General features: G+C 48.8%; 1 protein-coding gene. It reads left to right on the forward strand.

Features of this window, described 5'->3' with window-relative positions:
• Nucleotides 1–870 precede the first annotated feature (870 nt).
• Nucleotides 871–3345, forward strand: a complete 2475-nt coding sequence (locus ACUVJL_RS28955) for a phosphoketolase family protein (RefSeq protein WP_445249003.1) — start codon at nucleotides 871–873, stop codon at nucleotides 3343–3345.
• Nucleotides 3346–3563: the final 218 nt, after the last annotated feature.

Consider the following 3563-nt stretch of genomic DNA (forward strand, 5'->3'; position numbering starts at 1 on the left):
ATACCAATTTTTTATGAGGCTGCATAGAATCCGATCCCCCCTAGCCCCCCTTAATAAGGGGGGGACAAGATTCCGATCAAAGTCCCCCTTTTTAAGGGGGATTTAGGGGGATCGAGATATGTGCAACTTCACATTAAATTGGTATAATATGTATTTGCTATTATACGCAACTCCTTTCTCAATCCTCTCTTCCTCTGCGCCCTCTGCGCCCTCTGCGGTTCATTAAAAAAAAGCCCTTTCACAAATGAAATAGCATTGCTATATCTTTTTAACTTCAGGCTAAATCTCTCTCATTATAAAAATTGCTCACCCTTTAACCCTGATTTTAAACGAACCTAAAAAACTTTAACCCAAAACGAGTCATACCATTTTATATTTGAGATTAAAGAATAGGGAATGACTGAGGATATAAAGCTTTGGATATTGCCTAGAGTAGTATTTTTTGTGATAATTTGTATCAGCAATCAGCAGGCAAAAAATAAAATTAACTTCACCTATAAATACTTATGAACTCTCCCTTGAGAAGTATCTTGTTCGCGACTTGCACAACACATCCCACGAGTCGCAACATATACGGATTGGCGCGCAGTGCACACCATACAAAAACTCTTGTGTAAATCCTATTTTCTATTGCTGAATTCCTTGAACCCCGCAAATTGGATCCTTTCTGCCCTCAGAATTGTGCGATGTTGAGCCAGAAATTAATATTAATTTAAACTTTAATGTAGACATAAACGAGGTAGAATTCAATAGCTTCCGGGGAAGACATGGAAGTTAAATACAACAGGTCTCCGATCGCAAATTAATATAGATCGGACTTTTCGATGATCTCACTTGACAAAACAACCAAAACTCAGGAGTCAATCGCTGATGATGCTAGGAACAACCGAGATCCCGCAATTAAAGCCGCTTTCCGACTCAGAACTACACAAAATGAACGCCTACTGGCGCGCGGCCAACTACCTATCCGTCGGACAAATCTATCTCCTCGACAACCCCCTACTCAAAGAGCCCCTCAAAATCGAACACGTCAAACCGAGACTCCTCGGACATTGGGGCACCACTCCAGGTTTAAACTTCATCTACGTTCACCTCAACCGCCTGATCAAAGCCCAAGACCTCAACACCATCTATATCGCAGGCCCTGGACACGGCGGGCCGGGCTTGGTAGCCAACACCTATCTCGAAGGGACTTATACCGAATATTACTCGAACATTTCCGAAGATGAAGACGGTATCAAACGGCTGTTCAAACAGTTCTCCTTTCCCGGCGGTATCCCCAGCCACGTCGCCCCGGAAACCCCCGGTTCGATTCACGAAGGCGGCGAACTCGGCTACGCCCTGGTTCACGCTTACGGGGCGGCCTTCGATAACCCCGATTTGATTGTGGCGGCAGTTGTCGGCGACGGGGAAGCCGAAAGCGGCCCGCTAGCTGCTAGCTGGCACTCTAACAAGTTTCTCAACCCGGTTCGCGACGGGGCTGTGTTGCCGATTTTGCACTTGAATGGCTACAAAATTGCCAATCCAACGCTGTTGGCCCGCATTCCGCAAGAGGAATTGGAAAGTTTGATGGTCGGTTACGGCTACAAACCTTATTGGGTGGAAGGTTCAGACCCGGAAACCATGCACCAGTTGATGGCTGCAACTCTCGATACGGCGATCGGCGAAATTAAGGCGATTCAGGAAAAAGCCCGGACGGAGGGCTATTCGGGCCGTCCCCAGTGGCCGATGATTGTGATGAAAACTCCCAAAGGCTGGACGGGGCCGAAGGAAGTTGACGGTAAGAAAACTGAGGATTATTGGCGATCGCACCAAGTCCCACTTTCGGAAATGGCTTCTAAGCCGGGACACGTCCAACTCCTGGAAGATTGGATGAAAAGCTATAAGCCGGAAGAACTCTTCGACGAAAAGGGCAAGTTAATTCCCGAATTGGCGGAACTCGCACCCAAGGGATCTCGACGGATGGGGGCAAATCCCCACGCTAACGGCGGTCTGCTGCTGCGAGACTTGAAAATGCCGGAATTTGAAGACTACGCCGTTGACGTGCAAAAACCGGGCACTGTAATGGCAGAAGCAACCCGCGTTTCTGGCCGCTTCCTGCGAGACGTGATGACACTGAATCAGGAAAACGCCAATTTCCGCATTGTCGGACCTGACGAGACGGCCTCAAACCGCCTCGATCCGGTGTTTGAAGTGACGAACCGGGTGTGGGCGGGCGAAATTTTGCCCGAAGACGACCACATCTCCCCCGACGGCCGGGTGATGGAAGTCCTCAGCGAACATCTATGTCAGGGATGGCTGGAAGGCTATTTACTGACGGGACGCCACGGCTTTTTCTCTTGTTACGAGGCGTTTATTCACATCATCGATTCGATGTTCAACCAACACGCTAAATGGTTGAAAACTACTCGCGATATTCCTTGGCGCCGACCGATCGCCTCTCTCAACTACCTGCTAACTTCTCACGTTTGGCGGCAAGACCACAACGGTTTTTCTCACCAAGATCCGGGTTTTATCGACCACGTAATTAACAAGAAAGCGGAAGTGGTGCGGATTTATTTGCCGCCGGATGCGAACACTTTGCTGTCTGTAACGGATCACTGTCTCCGCAGCCGCCACTATGTCAACGTGATTATTGCAGGGAAGCAGCCGGCATTGCAGTATTTGGATATGGATGCTGCGATTAAACACTGTACGGCCGGCATCGGTATTTGGGAGTGGGCTAGCAATGATAAAGGTGGCGAACCGGATGTGGTGATGGCTTGCGCGGGTGATGTTCCGACGCTGGAAACTTTGGCTGCTGTTGACATTCTCCGCCGAGATTATCCGGATTTAAAAGTGCGGGTGGTTAATGTGGTGGATTTGATGACCCTGCAACCTGCTAGCGAACATCCTCACGGTTTGTCTGACAAGGATTTTGATAGTTTGTTCACGATAGATAAGCCGGTTATTTTTGCTTTTCACGGCTATCCTTGGCTGATTCACCGCTTGACTTACCGCCGCACGAATCACTCGAATATTCACGTTCGGGGTTACAAGGAAGAGGGAACGACTACGACGCCCTTTGATATGGTGGTGATGAATGACCTCGATCGATTCCACTTGGTTGCAGATGTACTCGATCGCGTTGCGAAACTGAGTTCTGTAGCAGCTTACGGCAAACAAGCTATCCGTGACAAGCTGATCGAACACAGGCACTATATCAACGAACACGGCGATGATATGCCGGAAATCCGCGACTGGAAGTGGCCGCACGCGGGCGCGGTTTCGTCGGAAGCGCCGCAGGAAACGACTGATCCGGGGGCGACGGCAGAACAAACTGTGCGATCGGGTGCACCTGGATAGGTGCGATCGCTTCTCTTAATCTGCGTGAATCCGCGTTAATCTATTGTCATCTGCGGTTAACAAATTCTCTTTTTTTAACCGCAGATACAGGCAGATTAACACAGATTAACGCAGATGAGTTAGATTAATTCAACAGGATCGGTTCTTCATCTGCGTGAATCCGCGTTAATCCATTGTCATCTGCGGTTAACAAATTCTCTTTTTTTAACCGCAGATAC

The sequence above is a fragment of the Microcoleus sp. OTE_8_concoct_300 genome (assembly GCF_031383065.1).
Lineage (GTDB): Bacteria > Cyanobacteriota > Cyanobacteriia > Cyanobacteriales > Microcoleaceae > Microcoleus.

Excerpts from the sequence above, each read along its gene's own strand:
- ACUVJL_RS28955 (WP_445249003.1), top strand. The coding sequence starts at position 871 with ATGATGCTAGGAACAACCGAGATCCCGCAATTAAAGCCGCTTTCCGAC.